The organism is Cyanobacterium aponinum PCC 10605 (assembly GCF_000317675.1).
Taxonomy (GTDB): Bacteria; Cyanobacteriota; Cyanobacteriia; order Cyanobacteriales; family Cyanobacteriaceae; genus PCC-10605.
This window is the reverse complement of record NC_019776.1, coordinates 3,623,502-3,645,942: the sequence shown is the minus strand read 5'-3', so window position 1 is coordinate 3,645,942 and position 22,441 is coordinate 3,623,502. Positions and strand designations below refer to the sequence as shown.

Annotated in this window: 22 protein-coding genes and 1 tRNA gene; 19 read left to right on the top strand and 4 right to left on the bottom strand. The window is 34.7% G+C overall.

The window, feature by feature from the left end:
• The first annotated feature begins 325 nt into the window (after positions 1–325).
• On the top strand, positions 326–1,906 hold the full coding sequence (locus CYAN10605_RS15315) for a tetratricopeptide repeat protein (RefSeq protein WP_015220854.1): 1,581 nt from the start codon (positions 326–328) through the stop codon (positions 1,904–1,906).
• On the opposite strand, the gene CYAN10605_RS15310 is transcribed toward CYAN10605_RS15315, so the two are convergent.
• Positions 1,907–3,055, bottom strand: coding sequence for a histidine kinase (locus CYAN10605_RS15310; RefSeq protein WP_015220853.1), 1,149 nt, complete (start codon positions 3,053–3,055; stop codon positions 1,907–1,909). It abuts the gene before it with no gap.
• A gap of 177 nt (positions 3,056–3,232) precedes the next feature.
• Here CYAN10605_RS15310 and CYAN10605_RS15305 point away from each other — a divergent pair, with 177 nt between their 5' ends.
• From CYAN10605_RS15305 to CYAN10605_RS15290, 4 genes are all read left to right on the top strand, one after another.
• On the top strand, positions 3,233–3,757 hold the full coding sequence (locus CYAN10605_RS15305; protein ID WP_015220852.1) for a Ycf51 family protein: 525 nt from the start codon (positions 3,233–3,235) through the stop codon (positions 3,755–3,757).
• A 543-nt stretch (positions 3,758–4,300) separates the two neighbouring features.
• Positions 4,301–4,564, top strand: a complete 264-nt coding sequence (locus CYAN10605_RS15300; protein ID WP_015220851.1) for a DUF1816 domain-containing protein — start codon at positions 4,301–4,303, stop codon at positions 4,562–4,564.
• Positions 4,565–5,097: 533 nt separating this feature from the next.
• A complete protein-coding gene (locus CYAN10605_RS15295; protein ID WP_015220850.1) occupies positions 5,098–5,781 on the top strand; it encodes an ATP-dependent Clp protease proteolytic subunit in 684 nt (227 codons plus the stop codon).
• Between the two features lie 76 nt (positions 5,782–5,857).
• A complete protein-coding gene (locus tag CYAN10605_RS15290; protein ID WP_015220849.1) occupies positions 5,858–6,457 on the top strand; it encodes an ATP-dependent Clp protease proteolytic subunit in 600 nt (199 codons plus the stop codon).
• Between the two features lie 384 nt (positions 6,458–6,841).
• Here CYAN10605_RS15290 and CYAN10605_RS15285 read toward each other — a convergent pair whose 3' ends face one another.
• Positions 6,842–7,855 (bottom strand): type I glyceraldehyde-3-phosphate dehydrogenase, encoded by a 1,014-nt coding sequence (locus CYAN10605_RS15285; RefSeq protein ID WP_015220848.1) that lies wholly within the window; start codon positions 7,853–7,855, stop codon positions 6,842–6,844.
• Positions 7,856–8,158: 303 nt separating this feature from the next.
• On the opposite strand from CYAN10605_RS15285, the gene CYAN10605_RS15280 reads away from it, so the two are divergent.
• From CYAN10605_RS15280 to CYAN10605_RS15235, 10 genes are all read left to right on the top strand, one after another.
• The gene (locus CYAN10605_RS15280) at positions 8,159–8,596 is read left to right on the top strand and encodes a pentapeptide repeat-containing protein (protein ID WP_015220847.1); all 438 of its coding nucleotides are present in this window, start codon (positions 8,159–8,161) and stop codon (positions 8,594–8,596) included.
• A 247-nt stretch (positions 8,597–8,843) separates the two neighbouring features.
• Positions 8,844–10,094 (top strand): aspartate aminotransferase family protein, encoded by a 1,251-nt coding sequence (locus tag CYAN10605_RS15275; RefSeq protein ID WP_015220846.1) that lies wholly within the window; start codon positions 8,844–8,846, stop codon positions 10,092–10,094.
• Positions 10,095–10,419: 325 nt separating this feature from the next.
• Positions 10,420–11,100: a serine O-acetyltransferase gene (gene cysE / locus CYAN10605_RS15270; protein ID WP_015220845.1), complete on the top strand. Its 681-nt coding sequence runs from the start codon at positions 10,420–10,422 to the stop codon at positions 11,098–11,100.
• Positions 11,101–11,242: 142 nt separating this feature from the next.
• On the top strand, positions 11,243–11,440 hold the full coding sequence (locus CYAN10605_RS15265; protein ID WP_015220844.1) for a heavy-metal-associated domain-containing protein: 198 nt from the start codon (positions 11,243–11,245) through the stop codon (positions 11,438–11,440).
• A 6-nt stretch (positions 11,441–11,446) separates the two neighbouring features.
• Entirely contained in the window at positions 11,447–13,027 is a 1,581-nt protein-coding gene (locus CYAN10605_RS15260) for a S8 family serine peptidase (RefSeq protein WP_015220843.1), read from the top strand.
• A 152-nt stretch (positions 13,028–13,179) separates the two neighbouring features.
• Positions 13,180–14,427 carry a sensor histidine kinase gene (locus CYAN10605_RS15255; protein ID WP_015220842.1) on the top strand — a complete coding sequence of 416 codons (1,248 nt, stop codon included), beginning with the start codon at positions 13,180–13,182 and terminating at the stop codon, positions 14,425–14,427.
• 73 nt (positions 14,428–14,500) lie between these two features.
• Positions 14,501–15,025 (top strand): PPC domain-containing protein, encoded by a 525-nt coding sequence (locus CYAN10605_RS15250; protein ID WP_015220841.1) that lies wholly within the window; start codon positions 14,501–14,503, stop codon positions 15,023–15,025.
• Positions 15,026–15,419: 394 nt separating this feature from the next.
• Positions 15,420–16,082 (top strand): DUF4079 domain-containing protein, encoded by a 663-nt coding sequence (locus tag CYAN10605_RS15245; RefSeq protein WP_015220840.1) that lies wholly within the window; start codon positions 15,420–15,422, stop codon positions 16,080–16,082.
• A gap of 272 nt (positions 16,083–16,354) precedes the next feature.
• A complete protein-coding gene (locus tag CYAN10605_RS15240) occupies positions 16,355–17,578 on the top strand; it encodes an RNA-guided endonuclease InsQ/TnpB family protein (protein WP_015220839.1) in 1,224 nt (407 codons plus the stop codon).
• A gap of 132 nt (positions 17,579–17,710) precedes the next feature.
• On the top strand, positions 17,711–17,968 hold the full coding sequence (locus CYAN10605_RS15235) for a hypothetical protein (protein ID WP_015220838.1): 258 nt from the start codon (positions 17,711–17,713) through the stop codon (positions 17,966–17,968).
• A gap of 57 nt (positions 17,969–18,025) precedes the next feature.
• Here the strand turns inward: CYAN10605_RS15235 and rpmB are convergent, their stop codons facing one another.
• Complete coding sequence (gene rpmB / locus CYAN10605_RS15230) at positions 18,026–18,274, bottom strand: 50S ribosomal protein L28 (RefSeq protein WP_015220837.1); 249 nt, start codon at positions 18,272–18,274, stop codon at positions 18,026–18,028.
• Positions 18,275–18,584: 310 nt separating this feature from the next.
• Here rpmB and rsmI point away from each other — a divergent pair, with 310 nt between their 5' ends.
• The 3 genes from rsmI (at position 18,585) to hpnK (ending at position 20,441) form a co-directional block, all read left to right on the top strand.
• Positions 18,585–19,409 carry a 16S rRNA (cytidine(1402)-2'-O)-methyltransferase gene (rsmI, locus tag CYAN10605_RS15225; RefSeq protein WP_015220836.1) on the top strand — a complete coding sequence of 275 codons (825 nt, stop codon included), beginning with the start codon at positions 18,585–18,587 and terminating at the stop codon, positions 19,407–19,409.
• An 85-nt stretch (positions 19,410–19,494) separates the two neighbouring features.
• Positions 19,495–19,566, top strand: a tRNA-Gln gene (locus CYAN10605_RS15220).
• Between the two features lie 26 nt (positions 19,567–19,592).
• A complete protein-coding gene (gene hpnK / locus CYAN10605_RS15215; protein WP_015220835.1) occupies positions 19,593–20,441 on the top strand; it encodes a hopanoid biosynthesis-associated protein HpnK in 849 nt (282 codons plus the stop codon).
• A 197-nt stretch (positions 20,442–20,638) separates the two neighbouring features.
• Here the strand turns inward: hpnK and CYAN10605_RS15210 are convergent, their stop codons facing one another.
• Entirely contained in the window at positions 20,639–21,835 is a 1,197-nt protein-coding gene (locus tag CYAN10605_RS15210; protein WP_015220834.1) for an NAD(P)/FAD-dependent oxidoreductase, read from the bottom strand.
• 188 nt (positions 21,836–22,023) lie between these two features.
• Between CYAN10605_RS15210 and CYAN10605_RS15205 the strand changes: the two genes are divergently transcribed.
• Positions 22,024–22,410, top strand: coding sequence for a c-type cytochrome (locus tag CYAN10605_RS15205; protein WP_015220833.1), 387 nt, complete (start codon positions 22,024–22,026; stop codon positions 22,408–22,410).
• Positions 22,411–22,441: the final 31 nt, after the last annotated feature.

The window sequence follows — 22,441 nt, the reverse complement described above, 5'->3', positions numbered from 1 at the left end:
AAGCGTTTAAGTCATTTTTTAACACTAATAAAAATCAAAATTAATGGCTCTTCTACAGTTGCTATGGTAAATTAATAAAAAATAATTGCTATAAACTATGTAAATTAAGAGATTAACGATAACAAAAAATTAATTGTTATAAATTAATATTTATTATTTAACCTGACACCTGCCACCTTCCGCCTGACACCTTTTCCTAACCAATAATTTATATACTCACAGTAAGAGAGCCAAATTAATTGCGTCTTAGCTTATACTTGATGAGAGAATAAAGATCTGATTTAGAATAGAAATATTGATTATCCCCATCATCAGAAAAATCAAAATGGATTCTGCCAATTTATTGCGTCAACAACAGCTAGATTTTTATTCTCGCCTCGAAAAAAATAAGTTGTCTCTTAACGAACAAAACTATGATTTTAAAGAGTTAGTCATGGTGGGGCAAAACACCATTGAAGAAATAACCTTAGAGTCGATACAAATAGCAGAAGATATTATTCGTCAATACGAATTTAATTATCCTCGTAAACAAATTTTAAATACTATTTTTTACCGTCAATTACTAGAAAATGGTTTCTTATCCCATTATGGATATTTATTATCTTTAGAAACTTCAAACCCAGAAAATATAAATTTTTGCTCTCAAGGGGTAACTCAGCACAATTTTTTGTTAAAGAAAAATAATAATATCAAGGTTTTACTCAAGGCTTATCATGGAAATTTTAATGATACTCAATTAAATCTAACTGATATAGAATTTGAAGAAAACGATATATTTATTTTTTGTTTATGCCCTGACAATTTAGAGAACTATCAGTCTGAATTTCCAATATTATTTCTGGGATTTATTCCTAAAAAGTTTATTCAAGAAAATATGTCAGAGGGTAATTATTTACTCATTCATTTAGCTGTTAAAGATTTACTACATATTGGTGGATTAGAGGATTATTTAACTTCTTTTATTAATGCTATCAATAATTTATTTGCTGAAGTTAAAGTTTATCTCAAAAAAGGAGAATATAATAAGGTTATAGATTTAATAAATAAGGATAATAAGAAAAATTTACCTTATGAAAAACTAAATTTATTGAAAGGAATATGTTATTATCGCTTAGGACAAAATGCAAATGCGATCAGTAGTTTTCTCAAAACAGTTGAAATCAATCAACAATCCTATTTAAGTTATCATTGGTTAGGAAAAATCTATTATGATTTAGGGAATTATGGTCGTGCCTTAAGTAACTATAATGCAGAAATTAAAATATGTGGTCTTAATTTTTTTGCTTACTTTAATCGAGCATTAGTTCATTATAAATTGAATAATTTAGTACAGGCTTTAGATGATTATAATGTGGCAATAAAAATCAATCAAAATTTTTTTCAAACATTTTATAACCGAGGTATTCTTTACTATAAATTAGGAGATAAATATGCCGCTATTGATAATTATTTACAAGCTATTAAAATTAATCCCGATTTAGCTTCTGCTCATTTTAATTTAGCTATTCTTTATCAGGAATTAAGTAATTACAAACAGGCGATCGCATCTTATCAAGAAGCAATAAAAATTAATCCTAACCATATAAATGCTTACTATAACTTAGCCATTTTAGAGGCGAATTTAGGACTTTATAAACGCTCAATAGAAACCTACGAAAAAATACTAGCCATTGAACCAAATTTTCTTCCTGCTATTTATAATCATAAATCCTTAGTTTTACTTCTCAAAAAAGAAGGACATATTATCCTATCTGAAAATGAAAAATCATCCCATATTGCCCATGCAGTAGCAGATATAATTAATGTTTCTTACGAAGGAAAAGTTGATAGTTCATTACAACAAAATAGTCCTAATAATCCATCAATTCTTGAGAATAATCCCTTTGATTTTTTAGCCATAGATTAGCTATCGATAAACAGGTAAAGTAAAACGAAAACAACTCCCTTGATTACCATTATTATCAACCCAAATTTGACCATAGTGAGCATTAATTATTTGCCGACATAAACTTAAACCTATACCATATCCTTCTTCATTTCTATCTCTTTTCAAACGAAAATGTCCCTCAAATATTTTCTGTTTTTTTGCCGTAGGAATACCCGGTCCTAAATCCATCACACTTACTTGTACTTTTTGGGTAGTTTTATGAATAATTGAAAGGGTGATAGGTACATTTTCTGGACTATATTTGATCGCATTTTCCAATAGATTAATAATAACTTGTCTGATAAGTTTTGGATCTGCATAAACTGGAGGTAAATCTTGGGGAATTTCTTTAATAATATACTGCCTTTTTTCTGACAATTTATTTTGTAAATTATTGACAATTTCTTCTGTTATATTTACTAAATTAACTCTTACAGGGGCAACGGTCAATTGACTGCAAATATCTTTAGAAGCGGCAAGTAAATCATTAATCATTTTATTCATAATCAAAAACTGATTTTTTGCCTGTTGAAATAACTTTTGATATAAAGAATGATTAGGCTTTATTTCTTTTTTATTTTGAACTAATTCGATAGTTTCCACTGCAATGGAAGCCGCCGTTAACGGACTTCTTAAGTCATGAGCTAACATTGCTAACATTTGATCTTTAAATTGTACTTGTTGTTTGAGATTATCTACTTCTTGTTTTAAATGGAAAATTTCATCTCTCAAACGAATTAATTCAAAGGAAGGAAGACAAGTTTGTAAAAGAGAATCTTGCTCACTAGAGTCATGAAAAACATCCCGATTTTCTCTTAAAGATGTTTGCCATTTGTACCAATATTTTTTTAATTTTGCGGTTAAATTTGTCCCTGCTAAAGTTTGTTGAGGAGGGGGATTTACCTTTACTAAAGCAGGAGTCACAACTAATTTGAAATGTTCTACTAGATGGGGATATTCACTAATTTCTAATACTTGTAAATGAAAATTATAATCTTGACTTAAACCGTTTAAATATTCTTTAATTTGCTCTATATTCTTTTGAGAACCATGGCGATTATCAACAAATAATAATAATTGTAAAATGTCTGGATTTAGATTGGAGGTATAAGAGAAAAATTCTGACATATTTTTTGTTATAATCATAATGAAATAAATGCCCAATTGTTAGATAACAACAATCGCCTTTTCCGAAACTTTAGTACCAATATTAATAAAATATAAAATATCCCCAATTACTATCTTACATTAGTGTCTGATTTTACAGTAGAATCTAAAGGCAGTGTTTAAAGATTAGGGTGATCAATGGATTTATCTTTGGATTTTAGTACTTATACCTTATGGTCAGTATATGGCACGATCGCATTTTTGTTATTAGCGATTTTAGGATTTATTTTTAAATGGGGTTTTCGCTTCCGTTTTGTAGGGGCGACAGGATTCATGGCAGTTTTAACCGTAGGCTTATTTGCTTTGAGTTTGGGTTTATTTGAGCGTGTGGAAATACCTAATGCTCTCAGATATAATTTAGTCTATGATACTGGTACTAACCAAGCAGTTATTGCCGTTGAGGAGGATATTACAAAAACCGAATTAGAAGCCACTTTACAACAAGCTGCGATCGATTTATTTTCTTATGGTAGAACTGCAAGTAATGGAGATGATCAATTAACTATTAGGGCAAGAGTGCAAATTCACAAGGAAAATATCACTTATCCTCTATATCTAGGACAAATTAGACGCTCTTTAATTACAAGAGAGGACGACAACCCAGAAATCACAATATTTCAAGATAGCTTACGTAAAAGACAATCTCTTATTAACCTGAGTTAGAAGCATAAATTTCCGGTTTATATACAATTTCTTATTTAGGTGGGCAATGGGCAAAGGGTAAGAGGCAAAGATGAATAGTGAATAGTTGATAATTAAGAATTAAAAACTCCTAACTCCTGTACGGGCGAATGGCCATTTGCCCCTAACTAACTCCTAACTCCTAACTCATTTCTCTCTGACACCTGCAACCTAAAACCTACCCTTATCCGATATTTTTATTATTTTTCTCATTAGCGAGGCACTTTAGAAGATACTTCAGTAAATAGTAATTACAAAAAAATATCAGAGTTAAATTCGGGCTATTGACCATAAGGACTTAGGTTTTTTTGATAATATAGGATTCCGGAAGCACTAACTTAAAATTAGTTTTTGAATTTAATTAAATTTTTGGGTATATTGCCCCTTGTTTGTAGGAGAATAAAACCTTACATTAATAGATAAGTTGGCTCGGTAAATTAGCATTACTATCGTGGCTCTTTCTTTTTGTATTTACATAAGGCATCATTTCTAATTATTTATAAATCATATTCAGAGGAAAATTCAATGAGAGAGCAACTAATTACCGTTTTAGATTTCTTTGGTTTAGCTTGTTGGTTAGAAATTACTACTAATCATCCCGAATGTATTTATTATTTTGGCCCTTTTTTAAGCCAACGAGAAGCCCAATCTTATAGCCAGGGTTATATTGAAGATTTAAAAGGAGAAAATGCGGTGGGAATAATAACGAAATTTAAGCGTTGTAAACCTAAAACCTTAACTATTTTTGATGAGAATATTTCTTATTCTAAATCTGCTATTGTTATTTAATATCATTAAATCTTATGGCATCTCTGTGCGATGCACTAATGTTAGATTTCAGCAGATATTGGGTTTCAGGCTTTAATAATTGCTAATTACTAATTATTAATTGTTAACTGTTAATTGCCTACCTCGGCGACATCACTTTTTCATTAACTCCTAAGTACCGAAAATTAACTATTTCGGTAAATTTTTTTGGCTCTTCTACAGTGGCCATGATAAATTAATAAAAGTAATAACTTCAAATTATTGTCACACAAGTAATAGACTAAAGTGAAAATTAACATTCTATCTTTTACTCTTTTTAAGAATACTCTGTTGCCTGTTGTCAACCTTAACCAATAATTGACACAACCAGAGGTAATAGAGCCATTTCTTTCATTCGTTCCAAGATTATTCAATTTTCATCATCATTGCATTGATTCTCAGAAAAACTAATCCAATAAAAAGTCCTCATCGCAATAACCGTAAATGCACAGAGTAGCAAGATTATGTCACAATCAGAAAGAGAATAAATTTAAGCTGATTGAGGAAAAATTAAGATGAATTCACCCATTCAAGCCGTAAGTGCACCTTATCGAGGTGATGCCTACTATCGCACCCCTCCCCCAGATTTACCATCCTTGCTACTAAAAGAGAGAATCGTTTACCTTGGTTTACCTCTTGTTTCTCCTGATGAGTATAAAGATCAATTGGGAGTAGATGTGACAGAATTAATTATCGCTCAATTATTGTACTTACAATTTGACGATCCAGAAAAGCCTATTTACTTGTATATTAATTCTACAGGCACATCATGGTATGGTGGAGATTCGATCGGATTTGAAACAGAAGCCTTCGCTATTTGCGACACCATCAACTATATCAAGCCTCCTGTCCATACTATCTGTTTAGGGCAAGCAATGGGTACAGCCGCTATGATTTTAGCATCTGGAACAAAAGGTTGTCGAGCCAGTTTGCCCCATGCTACCATTATCCTGCACCAAGCCCGTCAAGGCGCCCAAGGACAAGCCACAGATATTCAGATTCGGGCTAGAGAAGTTATCGTCAATAAGAGGGTAATGTTAGATATTTTATCGGCAAAAACAGGACAACCCAAAGAAAAAATTGAGAAAGATACCGATAGAATGTTTTATATGAATCCCCAACAGGCAAAAGAATACGGTATTATTGATAAAATTTTGGAAAGCACCAAACAGCTACCAACCCCTGTACCTGCCATCTAAATTCTCTGGAAAAGGATTTTTTTAGTTAATAATTGTTCGCATTTATCAAATATACATATAATCAAGAGGAAAAATCATGCCTATTGGAGTACCTAGAGTTCCCTATCAACTACCCGGTCAACCTTACAGCGACTGGGTAAATATTTACGATCGCCTCTATAGAGAAAGAATTATATTTTTAGGTAGAGGAGTAAACGACTCTTTAGCAAATCAAATTATTGCGGTGATGTTATATCTTGATTCTGAAGATAACAGTAAACCCATCTACTTATACATAAATTCCCCCGGTGGTTCTGTTACCGCAGGTTTGGCAATTTATGACACGATGCAACATATTAAATCAGAAGTAGTAACAATTTGTGTTGGGTTAGCCGCTTCTATGGGGGCTTTCTTGCTTTCTGCTGGAACAAAAGGAAAGCGTTTAGCTTTACCCCACTCCCGAATCATGATTCACCAACCTTTAGGGGGTATTCAGGGAAGAAGACAAGCCACTGACATTGAAATTGAAGCAAAAGAAATTTTGCGCATCAAACACGATTTAAACGAGATGATGGCTTTACACACAGGTCAACCTATTGAGAAAATAGAAAAAGACACCGATAGGGATTACTTTATGTCTGCGGCGGAAGCTAAAGAGTATGGCTTAATCGATAAAGTTATTGAGGATAGAGTGTAAATGTCAATGAACAATTAGGATAAGGGCAAAGGGAAAGGGGCAAACCTCTCTTTATCCCCCTAGGGCTGTTTCATTTTCGAGAAAGAAAAAAGAGCGGGAGATAGGGGAAGAGGGAGATGGGGGGATTTTTGTTCATAAAGTTTTAACTAATAGAAAAAATCCTTGTATCTCTTACTCTTACTTAATCTCAGTTAACCTAATTTTTTACTTTGAAACAGCCCTGCCCTCTTGAGGGGGGAGGGCAAAGGTAAATAGTTGATAATTAATAACTTCTAACTCCTGTACAGGCGAATGACTATTCGCCCCTAATTAACTCCGAACCCCGAACTCTTATCCGATATTCCTAAATCGAACTGAGGTTAATTAATGTTTAAGAAGTAATAATTATTTCCAGTTAGAAGCAATAATTTCAGCTAAATCAACAACTCTTTGAGAGTAACCCCACTCGTTGTCATACCAAGCAACAATTTTAACCATGTCACCATCTAAAACAAGAGTTAATTTACCGTCAACAGTAGAAGAACAGTCAGTAGCACGGAAGTCACTAGAAACAAGTTCTAAATCAGTATAGTCAAGAATACCTTTCATGGAGCTACTAGCCGCTTCTCTCAAAACGCTGTTAACTTCTTCCGCAATGGTTTTCTTTTCAACCTGAGCAACTAAGTCCACAACGGAAACGTTGGGAGTGGGAACTCGCAAAGCGATACCATTTAATTTACCTTTCATTTCAGGGATTACTAAAGCTACTGCTTTTGCCGCACCTGTAGAAGTGGGAACAATATTCACTGCGGCGGCTCTAGCACGACGCAAATCACGGTGAGAAGCATCTAAAATACGTTGATCTCCTGTGTAGCTATGGGTTGTAGTCATTGTACCTTTGATGATACCAAAGTGTTCATGAATGACTTTAACAATAGGTGCTAAACAGTTAGTGGTACAACTAGCGTTACTAACAATATTATGTTTATCATGCTCATAGTCTTTATCGTTAACTCCCACTACATAAGTGCCGATGTTTCCACCTTTACCGGGGGCGGTAATCAACACTTTTTTGGCACCAGCTTCGATATGTTTGGATGCACCTTCTTCTGTAACAAATACACCGGTAGATTCGATAATTAAATCAATATCCCAATCTTTCCAAGGTAGATTAAGGGGGTTGCGATCGGATACGCACTTGATGGTTTTACCATTGACAATAATAGAATTTTCATCGGCTTGGATGTCTGCATCTAAACGACCTAACATAGAGTCATATTTGAGCAGATGTGCGTTAGTATGGGGATCAGAAGTGTCGTTAATACCGATGACTTCTAAACCACTGTTTTCACGTCCTAACCAGCAACGCAAAAAGTTGCGCCCGATTCGTCCAAAACCATTAATAGCTACTCTAACCACAGTTTTTTTCCTCTTTTAATATTTAAACTAAATCAAGTAAATTTTTCTAATGACCCTAATCATATCGTAAAGCCTGTCTAATGCAATACCCATTTGGAAATTTTTTTCCGTTGGCAAAACAGAAGTATAACCTCATTTAGACAAGACAGGTCATAAGATTTTTGTTAGTGGGAATAATTCCCTAGCAATTTTACCTTTAGGAAGTCATTAAGTCAAAAATGCAGTATTAGGTATAACCACACTTTCGGTATTCCTCTGTGGATCGGGTATAATATAACTAGACTCGCTAAAGGAGTTTTTATCATGAAAAAATATATCGCAGGTGCGATCGCACTTATAAGTACATTAGTTGTATCCGGATATAGTAAAGCCGAAAATCCAGCCCATGTTCAACGGTTATTAGAAACTAATCTTTGCATGGGATGTGACTTGGTGGGAGCAAACTTAGAAGGAGCTCATCTCATTGGTGCAGACTTGAGAAATGCAGACTTGCGTAATGCCAATTTGAATTCAGCCAACCTAGAAGGTGCAGATTTAGATGGAGCAAATTTACAAGGTGCAGATTTAAGTAATACTTTTTTGACTAATGCCACTCTTAACAATTCTAATTTGAATAATGTTGATTTAAGCTACGCAACTATTTTCGACGCTCAAGTACAAGGAGCAACCATGAATAATATGAACATTGAAAATGCTAGTATTAGCGAAACAGGTATTGCCGTAGGTGGCGAATACCCATAGTTGACTTCGGAGATAAGTATTGCAATTAGAGTATTACAAGGTAAAAAATAAGTTCGGTGTTTGGTGTTGTTAATTATTAATTGCTCACTATACCCTATTGCCTGTTGTTCGTTCCCTGTGGCTTTTTCTTAACTACCTTAATTATCTACATCTCCTTATATTTAGAATCGGAAAAGAAACGAATATGACAAAATAAAGGTAATTTATTCTGAGAATAAGAAGATATACTCAAAAGGGAGCGAATTTTGTGACTACAGCAACATTAGAAACAACTAAAACAGGTTTTAGTCAAGATACTTTTAATCAATATGTAATGAACACTTATGGGCGTTTTCCCGTTGCCATTGAGAAAGGAGAAGGTTGTAAATTATGGGATACCGAAGATAAAGAATATCTTGATTTTGTAGCGGGTATTGCTACTTGTACGTTAGGACACGCACATCCAGCTTTAGTTGAAGCAGTAACAAAACAAATCAAAAAGTTACACCACATTTCCAATTTATACTATATCCCTGAACAGGGAGAACTAGCTAAATGGATTGTTGATCATTCCTGTGCAGATAAAGTCTTTTTCTGTAATTCTGGGGCTGAAGCTAACGAAGCGGCAATTAAATTAGTAAGAAAATATGCTCACACGGTTTTAGAATTTTTGGAACAACCCGTGATTCTTACTGCTAAATCTAGCTTTCATGGACGAACTCTTGCAACTATTACCGCTACAGGTCAACCTAAGTATCAAAAGAATTTTGAGCCTTTAGTGCCGGGGTTTGAATATGTTCCTTATAATGATATTACAGCAATAGAAGAGGCTATCACTGATATTGATGAAGGCGATCGCCGTGTAGCCGCTATTATGATTGAACCATTACAAGGAGAAGGGGGAGTGCGTCCCGGAGAGTTAGAATATTTTTTAAGATTGAGAAAAATTTGTGATGATACAGGTATTTTATTAGTTTTTGATGAGGTGCAAACTGGTGTGGGTAGAACAGGTAAAATGTGGGGTTATGAAAATCTCGGTATTGAGCCAGATATTATAACCAGTGCCAAAGGTTTAGCTGGAGGCATTCCCATCGGTGCGATGATGTGTAAGGCTTCCTGTGATGTTTTTGAGCCGGGAAATCATGCTAGTACATTTGGGGGTAATCCTTTTGCTTGTGCTTCTGCGTTAGCGGTTTTGCAAACCATTGAAAAAGATAATTTATTGCAAAATGTACAGGCAAGAGGGGAACAACTACGCACTCGTTTAAGAGCGATCTCACAAAAATATTCTGATATATTTATAGATGTGAGAGGGTGGGGATTAATTAACGGAATGGAAATCAATAATAATGCCGAATTAACTTCCATTGAAGTAGTTAAAAAAGCGATGGAAAACGGCTTATTATTAGCCCCTGCAGGACCTAAAGTTATTCGTTTTGTGCCTCCTTTGATTGTTTCTGCTGAAGAAATTGACCAAGGGAGTGATATTTTAGAAAAAACTGTGTCTCAATTAATCTAAATTTAATCTCAAAAGTTGCAACGGAATTTTTTGAGTCAGGGTTGGGTTTTAAAGTGTTAGGGAACCTCAGTTCGGTTTAAGAATATTCGATAAGAGATAGGTGTCAGGTTTGACGGTTGCGGGTGGTAGGGGTTGAATATATTCAACCCTTACGGTGTTTAGGGAGGAGGAGGAAATTTCTTTTTTATCTTAACTCCTAATTCCAAACTCTGATAAAACCCTTGAGATGTTGAGGTAGGTTAGCTAACTAATTTTTAATTCTTCATTCTAAACATTGATGCTTTAAGGTAGAATGAAAGAGAAACTATCACAAAACTAACTAACCGTGTTTTCATCAATTATCGCTGACTTTAAAATAATATTTGAAAGAGATCCCGCAGCGCGCAATTGGTTAGAGGTTTTACTCTGCTATCCGGGTTTACAGGCATTATTGTTACATCGTTTCTCCCATTGGTTATATAATCTTGGTTTACCGTTAATTCCTCGTTTGTTATCTCATTTCGGACGCTTTTTTACTGGCGTTGAGATTCATCCCGGAGCAACCATTGGAAAGGGCGTTTTTATAGATCATGGTATGGGAGTTGTCATTGGAGAGACAGCTATATTAGGAGATTATTGTTTAATATATCAGGGTGTAACCCTTGGTGGTACTGGAAAAGAAAAAGGAAAAAGACATCCCACCCTAGGAGAAAATGTTGTTGTTGGGGCAGGGGCAAAAGTTTTGGGTAATATCCTAATTGGCAATGAGGTGAGAATCGGGGCTGGTTCTGTTGTACTTAAAGATGTTCCATCTGATTGTACTGTGGTAGGTATTCCGGGGAGAATTGTTTATCGTGCAGGAGCAAAAGTAGATCCTCTTGATCATAGTAATCTACCAGACTCTGAAGCAAAAGTGATTCGTACTTTACTCGATCACGAAGCGGCTCTGCGCGATCGCATCGAAAAGTTGGAAAAACAAGTTACTGAGTTACAGCAGCAATCTTTAGAAGCAAGATATATTAAATGAGTTCGGAATTAGGAGTTAGGGGTTCAGGATTATATTTAATTTTATAGGAGGCATGGGAAGATAGGGAAAATAATTTTTTTATTCTTCTGAATTTTTGACTCCTTTTTCTCAATTCTTCATTTTTAATCATTAATTATTTTATATGGCAAATATCACTTTAAATGTTCCTAGTATAGCTTGTGAAGTTTGTGCAAAAACTATTACTAAAGCTATTCAAAATGTCGATAACATAGCTGAAATTAATGTGGATGTTAAGACGAAAATGGTAAATGTTACCACTCAAAAAGCAGAAGAAATTATTAAACAAGCCATCCTTGATGCGGGGCATGATTTAGCTTAACACTGAATGAAACGATTTGATTTAATTGCATTGACGGGGCTATCTTGGCTTAGCTATACTTTTGCCGGATATGCTTTGGAAGATTCTCTCTCGGAAAAAGGCATAGACGCAAAAAGATTACATGAAGCCCCTTATAATTTATTAGGACGTAAAATTAGCATAGGACAAGTAGAAATCGGCAGACCAAAAAAATTTGGTTTGGATAAGTTGTCTCCTCTCCATCGTAAGTTGCCTATTGTTCGATTATTTTATCGTGATCAACCTGCTATTTCTAATACTCATATCGATAATCATGCCATGATGGTGGCAGGTGTTATGGTTAGTAATAGTAAAAAGTTGCCGGGGGTTGCCCCTTCTGCTAATCTTTATGTAGGTGCGATCGGATCTTTAAAAACAGCAAAACAGCCGGAAGAATGTCTGACAATTCAAAATATTGCTTCTCAGAATGGTAACACTGTTCAGGCAATTAATCTCAGTTTTGGAGAGTCTTTGGCGAGGGATGAAAGGGAAAAACCTTTATTAGATGGTAATGCTTTATTTACTCAATGTGTTGATTGGTCTGCAAGGGTACATAATGTTTTATATGTGGTAGCCGGTAATCAGGGCATGGGAGGTATTCCAATTCCTACAGATAATTATAATGGTATCACTACTGCTTATAGTCGTCGTCAAGATGGGGTTTTTCGGAAGGTTGATTTTGCCAATCTTAGTGTTTCTGTAAGGGGAGTTGCTAAAGCCCTTATTTCTCAAGAAATTAATGTAGGCGATCGCCGTAGTATAGGTTTACTAGCTCCGGGTAATCGCATTCGGGTGTATAACTTGGACGGAAAAATAGAAACTGTCTCTGGTAGTAGTTTTGCTTCACCTCATGTCACTGCTACGGTTGCTTTATTACAAGAAGCAGGAAATCGATTTTTTTCCCAAGGTAAATTTCTTGATACTGATTATCGTCAAGCTGAAGTAATGAAAGCTATTTTACTCAATTCTGCTGATAAATTACAAGATAAAGGGGATGGTAATTTATTAGGAATGACAAGAACAGTTTTAACGCAAAAAAATAGTACTTGGCTAGAAAGTGATGCTTATTTAAACCCAAAAATTCCCCTTGATATGGAAATGGGAACAGGTCATTTAAATGCAATGAGGGCTTATCAACAACTATCAGCAGGAAAATGGAACTATTTAGATAAAGTACCAACTATGGGATGGAACTATGATACTATGACGGAAAATACGGTTCACGACTATATAATTGATACTCCTTTAAAAGCAGAAAGTTTTATCAATATAACTGTTACATGGCATCGAAAAGTTGGATTAAATGATAAAAATAAAAATAATCAGTATGACTTAGGAGAAAATTTTATTAATGAGAGTTTAAATAATTTAGATTTATACTTAATTAATAATGATAAAAAAGAGGAAACAGTTTGTTCGTCTATCAGTGAAGTTGATAGTGTTGAGCATATTTTTTGCCCTATTCCCGTGACAGGAGAGTATAAAATCAGGGTAAAATTTACAGAAAAGGAAAATGATTCAGTTCAACCTTATGCTATTGCTTGGCACGGTATTTCAATTAGCGAATAAAAAGGGTGGCAAAGGGCAACGATGCACAGGGCAAAGTTAAATAGTTGATAATTTATAATTAAAAACTTCTTATTTCTACTTATTGCTCGTTTCTCCCTAATTTCTCATATTCCAAGACCAATTACTTAGGATTTTAGTAAAACATAAAGATAATGAATAAAGATGATGAAAATATTAAAATTAGTGATGAATTTCTGCAATTATGTCATTCTCAATTAAATCTTTTATTTACACAATTTTTTGCTCAAGAAAGTGTTATTTATTTAACTGATAGCCAAGCAGAAGAACCTAAATTAATTCCCATTTTAGTATATCCAAATTCTTCTTCCCACCATTTCCCTAGTTTACCCCCTCTTCAAGAAAATCCATGGGAAGATAGTTTTTCCGACGCTTTAGATGAGAAAAAAAATAGTGAGCCTTTAATTAATTATTATCCTAACTCCCACGCTCCTCATCAACTTATTTTACCTTTAATTTATCAAAATATTGTTTTAGGATTATTAGCAACTACAAGAAAAAATTCTCCTTGGCAACCCACAGAAATTTTACAAATTAAAGAAATTACCAACACAATTGCGATCGCACGTATTTTAGAACAAAAACAACAAATAACTGTCGAAAAGTTAAGTCAACTACAAAAATTTAGACAATTAGAAAGTGATCATTTAGATGATTTTTTACATCAACTACGCAATCCTTTAACTGCAATTCGTACTTTTGCGAAATTATTACTTAAGCGTCTTTTTGTGGACGATCCTAATTATAGCACCAGTCAAAGCATTTATCGAGAAAGCGATCGCATCAAAGAATTAATTGCCGATTTTAGTGAACAATGGCAAGGAAAAAATGAAGAAGAAATTTTCACTTTAGATACTCTTCATACTAGCTTTTTTTTAACAGAAAACATAGAAAATTTAGAGGTAGTAAATATCATTAATGTTATTAAGCCAATGTTAGAAAATATAAGAATTATTGCGGAAGAGAAAAATATTCAAGTCTTAGAAAAAATAAATATTGACACAGAATTCATATTAACTAACAAAAAAGCATTAAGAGAAATAATCAATAATTTACTAGATAATGCTGTGAAATATACCCCTAATAATGGTAAAGTAAGAATAGAAATTGAACAGAACAAAGGTGATAAAATCATAGTGAAAATTGCAGATACAGGCTATGGTATTCCTTTAGAAGACCAAACACATATATTTGAGAGACATTATCGAGGGAGTCAAATTAATGGCAACATATCGGGGACAGGTTTAGGTTTAGCTATTGTTAAAGAATTAGCTGATAAAATTAATATAAAAATTAAGTTAATTAGTCCTTTTCAATGGTTAGAAAATCAAGTTGATAACGGGACAGAATTTATTTTAGAAATACCAATTAATACTGATTAGAAATAAATAATATATTGCTTTATTAAGCAAACATTTAATTTTCATAAAATCTGGTTAATAACTAATCAAAAAAATGACTTTTAGAAATATAAATTTTGTTATTTTCTTTTATTTTCTGGTTGCTATTGTTAACATACTTCTATGGGGAAAAAATGCGATAACCCTAGCCGCACCTTTGGTGAACCAGCAGAGTAACTTCTTGAAGGGAGAGGAGGAAACATTACAAACTGCTCAATCTAAAATTTATAATCCCATACCGATACCGGAAAATCAACCTATTAATGATCAATTAACTGCTGATGATATTCCCACTGGAGAAGGGGGATTTGCTAGAGATTACTATATATTTTTACAGAAAGGTGACCAAATTGCGATCGACCTTATCTCTGATGAATTTGACAGTATTGTTGTATTGATGTCAGAAGACGGTACAACTATCGCAGAAAATGATGATGCCCCTGACAGTAGCACAAATTCCTTATTATTTACCAGAATTGCGGAAACAGGAAAGTATATTATTAGAGTTAGAGCATTTGGACAAACAGGAAACGGTAATTTTCAATTAAAAGTTACTCGCTTACAGCCGATAAAACCCTAAATATTAATTTAGTAAAAATAATTATTGATTTCTGGACATTGAATATCGGATAAGATTAGGTGTCAAGGATGAAAGGATGGGGGGATGAGGAGATGAGGAGATGAGGCGAGAGGGGGAAGTAGGGGCGAATGGCCATTCGCCCGTAAAGGAGTTCGTGGTTTTTCATTCTTAATTCTTAATTTTTAATTATCAACTATTCACTATTCACTTTTGCCCTTTTAACTTTGCTTCTTGCCTTCGACTAACAACAAAAAATCATAGCTCAAATCACCAAAGCGGATTTCAGATAGTCCTTTTCAGAGAAATTTTATAAACATCTATTAGAATAAAGTTGTTTCGCTTTACTGAAATTATTTATTTCTGAACATACTTAATTTAATACTCTCAGAAAGTCATGACAGCAGAACAATTTACTCTTTTAATTCATCCCACATTAGTGGTAATAAGTGTTTTTCCTCTGATTGGAATAGTTTGCTATTTTGCATGGGAAACTCGTCAAAGGAGACTACAAATAAAAGCAGGAGAAAAAAGTAAAATTCCTCCCCTTGTGGGCAAAAACCATGTGGAAATTGGGAAATGGCTATCCACCGCAGTAGTTACGGTTAGTTTAATTGGGTTAGCAAGACCAATTATTGCTAAAAATATAGTTAAAAATACACTTTGGGCAACCAACACTTTTCAATTTATTTTCTTGATTCTGATTTTCCTTTTTACCATCATTACTTTTATCCTTTTATTTCGTGCTAGAAACAAATTGTGGCGGGGAATTTTTGCAACTTTGAGTGGCATGGGAGTAGTAATATTAGGTTGTCAAGATGGTATTTTTCGCCGCACCAATGAGTGGTATTGGTCACATTATTATTATGGTGTAATTGTCACTTTATTGATGATTTTTTCTGTAGCAATTATTGATGATATTTACCGAGATAAATCTTTAAAGTGGCGTAATATTCACATCATTCTTAATTGTTTAGCTTTACTATTATTTATCGGACAAGGATATACAGGGGCTAGGGACTTATTTGAAATCGGTTTGTGGTCTCCCCCCCCTTCATGACGAAAATGAAAAAGTAACAGGAGTATGAAATTTTGGTGTCAAAGGGAATTAGGAATTAGGAAAAAGCAAGAGTTTAACAATTCTTCATTTGTCATTCCTCTATCTTAAATGTCACTCATAGGACTCCCGTTCAATTTCTCCCGAAAAAATACCCTTGAAATGAACGGGAGATGAATTTTGACCAACAGAAAAATGGAGGGATAGCGACATCTACATCTTGACAAATCTGTGTAGATAACTGAAGATGTTAGAAAAGGTAAATTGTTTCCCAAATGTTGAATCTTTCCTACGAGTATAAACTCAAACCAAGTAAATTCCAAGTCGAGCAAATAGAACATACGCTAGATGTGTGTCGCTCAATCTGGAATTTTGCGCTCTTGGAAAGAATCGACTGGGTACGATCACGAAAATCACCTGTAAACGCTTGCTCCATTCAACAGGAGTACATTATATCACCTGAGACAAAATATCCTAATTATAATCAACAAGCAAAATCCTTGACTTTGGCAAGGAAGCAAAACGAAAGGATTGCTTCGGTTAATGCACAGGTTGAACAACAGGTATTGCGGACGCTAGAACGAGCTTTTGCGGATCGTGAAAAGAAAAAACTAGGTTTTCCTAGATTCAAGAATCGTAATCGCATGAGATCTTTTGTTTTCCCTCAAATGTTAAATAATTGCATTCAGGGAAATAGGATTAAATTACCGCAACTAGGATGGGTTAAATTTAGACAATCTCGCCCCATTCCCGATGGTTTCTTGGTAAAACAAGCCCGAATCGTGAGAAAAGCGACAGGATATTTTGTCATATTGTCCTTGCAGTCAGATGTAGACATTCCCCGGCCAATCCCTCATGGGCATCCCAAAGGATTAGACTTAGGTTTTATTTTGGCGGTTGTTACCAGCGATAACGAATCAATCCCAAGACCCAGATTTCTGAATAAATATGCTAGGGAGTTGAAAAGACTACAGCGAAGACTCAAAAACAAACAAAAAGGGTCTTGTGGATGGCGAGAATTGCAGAAACGTATATCCCGTTTACACTTTAAGATTGCTTGTCATCGGAAAGATTATCACTTTAAACTTTCTCACCATTTGGTGCAGGATACGGGAATGATTTTTGTTGAAGACCTAGATTTTAAGTCTTGGCAAAGATCTTTTCTCTCCAAATCCAGTGCTGATTTTGCTTTCGGGCAATTCGTTAATATCTTGGAGTGGGTTTGCTTCCGCACGGATACTTACTTCGAGAAGGTTGATTATCGCTACACATCTCAGGAATGCCCTGAGTGTGGTGTTATGACAGGTAGAAAATACCTCCAGGAACGGGTACATCATTGCCCTGAATGTGGTTTCACCACAGGGAGAGATCATGCCTCCGCTCTTGTGGTCTTAAAACGTGGATTAGATTTAGTGGCGGTCGGACAGCCCGTCCAAGAAAAAGCTAGTGGAGATGGTCGCAGCGGGGGCGAGTTTATTCGTCTAGCCACGAATCTGTGAAGCTAGAATCTCCCGACACAATCTTTTGATTTGTCGGGGGAGTGTCAAAAAACCTAAAAATATGATTTTTTTTCCTAATTTTATGAGAAAATGATCAGATTAGCGTGAGAATAAACGATTAGGAAACAGTTTATGCCCAGAAAACCAGACGAGTATATAGTGCATATATTAATCAGTAATGGTCATAGGGAAGAGGTTAGATTTCCCAGTATTCAAGAGTTTCAAAAGTGGTACAGTGGAGAGTTAGTACCAAAGGCAGATTCTAAAGATTTTATTAATGTACCTATTAAAAACATTCAGGGAGAATACATGGTTGTTCGCCCTTCTTCTGTGGTGGGATTAAGAGTTGAGCCAGTATTTTTTGGTAGTGTGGACAGAAACGACATTTAGTCACCTGTTCCATTACTCACAATTTAAGATAACTTTGTCAACTCTTAGGAAAATGGTTTAGTTTTCGCACTTGAATTGTCTTAAGTCTAAACCAGCCTCTCTTGCCATAGCGTTAATACCTTTTTTGTCAAGGGTTTTTAAGGCTTTAGTTGATAAGCGTAATCTAACGAAACAGTTACCTTCTGCCCACCAAATTTTTTTATCTTGTAAGTTAGCGTGTTGTAACTTTTTGGTACGGCGATGGGAGTGAGAGACGGCAAAACCATTATTCGCTCTTTTTCCTGTCAACTGGCAAACACGAGCCATAATAATTATCTCCTAATGTTAATTTAATATTTAATTTAGTAAGCAAATTACCATTTTACTCTTATTTTGTCTTGATCTGCAAATTTATTGAAGCTAGTTTTTGCGTTTAATTTGTTTGATGATGGTGGGGAAAAGAGAAGAGTCAAGAGGCAAAAGGGAAACCCCTCTGTGTCTCCCCTTAAAAGAAACCACCCTTTATCCCCCTTATCGAAGGGGGAGGGCAAAAGTGTTTAATTAATTTTTATATCTGAAACCTGATACCTTTTTTTAGTAATCATTAATCACGACGGGAAGCAAAATAGCCAGATTTATGAGTGGATTTCTTTATTTAGTGGCAACACCTATCGGTAACTTGGAAGATATTACTTTTCGAGCCATTAAAGTTTTACAATCGGTGGATATTATCGCCGCCGAGGATACTAGACATACTGGCAAGTTGTTAAAGTATTATCAAATTAGCACACCAACGATTAGTTATCATCAACATAATCACCAAAGTCGTGTACAAGAATTGCTAACCAAACTAGAAGATGGTTTAAGTATTGCTTTAGTTACTGATGCTGGTACTCCTGCTATTTCTGATCCGGGCTATCATTTAGTATCAGCTTGTATTAAGCATCAAATTAATATTATACCAATACCAGGTGCGATCGCAGCTATTAATGGTTTAATTGCTTCTGGTTTGAGTAGTGATAGGTTTTGTTTTGAAGGATTCTTGCCCCAGAAAAAGAAAGAAAAAGATAATTTACTCAAAGATTTACAAGGGGAAAAAAGGACGATTATTTTTTATGAAGCCCCCCATCGTCTCTTAAAAACTCTAAAGGATTTTTCTCAGTATTTTGGAGATAATCGCCGTATCACCTTAGCCAGAGAATTAACTAAACTCCATGAAGATTTTTGGCGAGGTACGATTAAAGATGCGATCGCATTTTATCAAAATCAAAATCCAAAAGGAGAATTTACCATTATTGTAGAGGGAAACCAACATCAAGAAATAGTGGAGTTATCACCGACTCAGATAAAAGAAGAAATTGAACAACTAATGGCAAAAGGTATGACAAAAAGTGAAGCCTGTCAGGAATTGGCAAAATATAGTAATTTGTCTCGTCGGGAAATATATAAGTTATCGGTTTAAGACTCTCAAAGCTGAAAAAAAATCTTTTTACTCTTGACAAAATTGGTTAGGTTTCGCCATAATATTTAATGTGCGTTAAACGCAATGGGGTGTCGCCAAGCGGTAAGGCAGCGGGTTTTGGTCTCGCCATTCCTGGGTTCGAATCCTAGCACCCCAGTTTTTAGCAGATAATTCGGTGAAGAAGTGAAAGTTGCTGATAAGTATGTAGTAGTCAATGCCGATGATTTTGGTTATTCTGATGAGATAAATGAGGCAATTATAGAAGCTCATCGAAATGGTATTCTCTCTAGTACCAGTTTAATGGTGACAGCGGAAAAAGCAAAATCTGCCGTAAAGTTAGCTAAAGAAAATCCGAGTTTAGGGGTTGGTTTACATTTAGTTTTATGTTGTGGTAAATCTGCCCTGAATCCTCAGCAAATACCTAATTTAGTTAATAAAGAAGGATTATTTCATGATAGCGCTGCGATCGCCGGTTTAAAATATCAATTTATCCCCTCTGCCAGACAAGAGTTAAAACGAGAAATTAAGGCACAATTAGATCTATTTAGGGAAACAGGATTAAAATTATCTCATGTGGATGGACATCTACATTTACATATCCATCCCATCGTCATTCAAATTCTGGCACAACTAGCTCCAGAATATCAAATCAAATTTATCCGTCTTCCTTATGAAGAATTAAATTTTACCCTAAAACTCGATCGCACTAACCCCATCTTAAAAATTATTTATGCCAATATATTTCGTTGGTTAAGAAAATCAGCAAAAAAACCCTTATCAACATCTGGAGTTCAATTTTTAGATAGAGTCTATGGATTACTGCAAACAGGCAATATGTCAGAATCTTACTTATTAGGCTTAATTCCTCAGATAAAAACTATTTATAATGAAATCTATTTTCACCCTCAATCCCTCACAGATCAAGAATATCAGGCACTTTGTAGTCAAAAAGTTCAAGAAATAATATTAACAGAAGGTTTTAAAGTAGTTAACTACTTCCAACTGGGCAAGGCAAGGGGCAAAGATGAATAGTGAATAGTTAATAGTGAATAGTTGATAATTAAGAATTAATAATTAATAACTCCGAACACTCATTACTCATTACTCGTTACTTATTACTTTCTCCAACACCTGCAACCTGAAACCTGACACCTTATCTCCCTCTCTCCTCATAACCCCAAAAGTTAAATATATTCAACTCCTAGCACCTGACACCTGACTTCTACTCATTACTCATTTGCACTACCGATAAGCTGAGTTAAAGGAGAAGTAATCCAATTCATCGCAACCGCCATTTGATGCTCAAAAGTGGGTAAACGATAAAGGTAAATTAACCTTCTTGCTAAATAGCCCAAACCACCACCAAGAGATAAGCCTAAACCGCTAATAGTTGCACTATCTTTGCCCAGTGCTAACATTTCCCCAAGAGGTTGATATTTAAAAGCTAACAGGGGTTTATTTTCAATGGTAGCCCAAATATTCCAAGCACAGTAATCCGCCTGTTGAAAAGCAACTTGGGCAGTAGCTGGTAATTTCTTTCCTTGTTGATCATAACACTCAACCAAGTCACCTAAAGCCCAAACTACTGAATTATCTTTAACTTGTAGATAAGAGTTAATTTCTATTTTTCCTTGAGCATTAGTGGCAAAGGGAAATTTTTTCTCTAACATTACAGGTTTTGTTCCTACCGTCCATAATACTAAATCGACGGGAATTGTATCAATTTGATTTTTGTAAGATAAGCTGATGTCTTTTTCCGTAATATTCGTTACTTCTGTTTCTAAATCAGTCCAAATAGTGCGATCGCGCAGAGCTTTTTCGGCTGTTTTTCGATTAAATTCAGGAGAATCTGATAAAATTTCTGAACCCCTATCAACTATCCTAATTTTACCCCTTTTTCCTAAACGATCAGCCACTTTTAAGGCTAATTCAACCCCACTATAACCCCCCCCCACGACGACAACTCTAATGGCTTCTAAATCAGAATTTTCTAAAACCCTCAATTTCTCCTTAACTCGGTAAGCATCTTCTAAAGTGCGAAAAGGAATAGCAAAATCCGATGCCCCTGATACTTGGTTAACAGGAGTTTTTCCTCCTAGTGCCATTACCAAATAATCATAAGATAAATCACCATTATTTTTTAAAGAAATCTGTCTTGCAGTGTCATCAATCTCTGTAACAGTATCTTGAAGAAAACGAATAGAAGTATTGCTGAGTAGTTCATAATAAGAAGGTGCTACTTCCCAACTCTGCATTTCATCCGTAATTAATTCATATAGTAACGGAGAAAATAAAAAACGATCATTTTTATCAATTAAAACAATTTCAGGATTCGACTCTTGCCACGGAAATTGAGCTAATTTAATAGCAGTATATAAACCGCCAAAACCACCGCCAAGAATAACTATTTTATTCACCTTAACCACAACTCCTTGCTTAACTATTCTTAATATTTTAATCTATGACTCTTCCTATGAGAAATTATTAATAAACCGAAAACCGATAATATTTATTATATCGATCAGAAATCTTCATAAAATCTTAAATAGTGGCATGAATGAGACAAAATATTGCAAAATGTTAATTAAGTCAACTAAAAATTAACAATGAGCTAGTGAATAACCAGTTACTTGAAACACAACTTAATGATAATTCCACCCAGAATAAAACCACTGGGAATATATTGGCAATAGTTATTATTGTCCTCATATCTTTAACTATATGGTGGTTATTTCCTATTTCAGATCCTTATGTGCAAGAAGTTTTATCTTTGGAAGGTAACAAAACAAGAGGAGAAGCTATTTTTCAAGTAAACTGTGCAGGTTGTCATGGATTGAATGGTGCAGGTAACGTAGGCCCTAGCTTACTTAACGTGACTAAACATAAATCAGATTCACAAATTATTAAACAAGTTATTAGTGGAAAAACTCCCCCCATGCCTAAATTTCAAACTTCCACAGAAGACATGGCAGATTTACTTAACTATTTACATCAATTATGATTTCAGTTTTAAATTTCCTTAAATTTCTTTT